This window comes from Cupriavidus sp. SIMBA_020, assembly GCF_046535395.1.
GTDB classification, from domain to species: domain Bacteria; phylum Pseudomonadota; class Gammaproteobacteria; order Burkholderiales; family Burkholderiaceae; genus Cupriavidus; species Cupriavidus campinensis.
In genome coordinates this window covers 1-276 of record NZ_JAWRWU010000475.1, presented here as the reverse complement: position 1 = coordinate 276, position 276 = coordinate 1, and the positions used below count along the sequence as shown (strand labels likewise).

1 protein-coding gene is annotated in these 276 nt (G+C 64.5%); it reads right to left on the bottom strand.

Annotated features, from left to right (window positions below; all coding sequences use genetic code 11):
* Positions 1-57: 57 nt before the first annotated feature.
* On the bottom strand, positions 58-276 hold a 219-nt coding region (gene sctB, locus SB751_RS30125), incomplete at its 5' end, for a type III secretion system translocon subunit SctB (RefSeq protein ID WP_410749035.1).

The window sequence follows — 276 nt, the reverse complement described above, 5'->3', positions numbered from 1 at the left end:
AGGCCGGCGTTGCCGGTAGAAGGCCGGATATCCATAGTGATGGCTCCCCAGGCGGGTTCAGAGGTTGCGGGCGATGCCGCGATTCGTCTCGCTGCGGCTCTGTTCGATGGCGCCGAGCTTGTCGCGAACATCACGAATGACGTCCATCATCTGCTGCATCAGGTCGTTGGCATGCTGCACGCCCGACTCGAATACCTTGGCGTCGGCTTCCAGGTGGGCGCGCGCGGCGTCGGCTTCGCCTGCCTTGCGGTCGTAGTTCGCCTGGATGATGCCGCC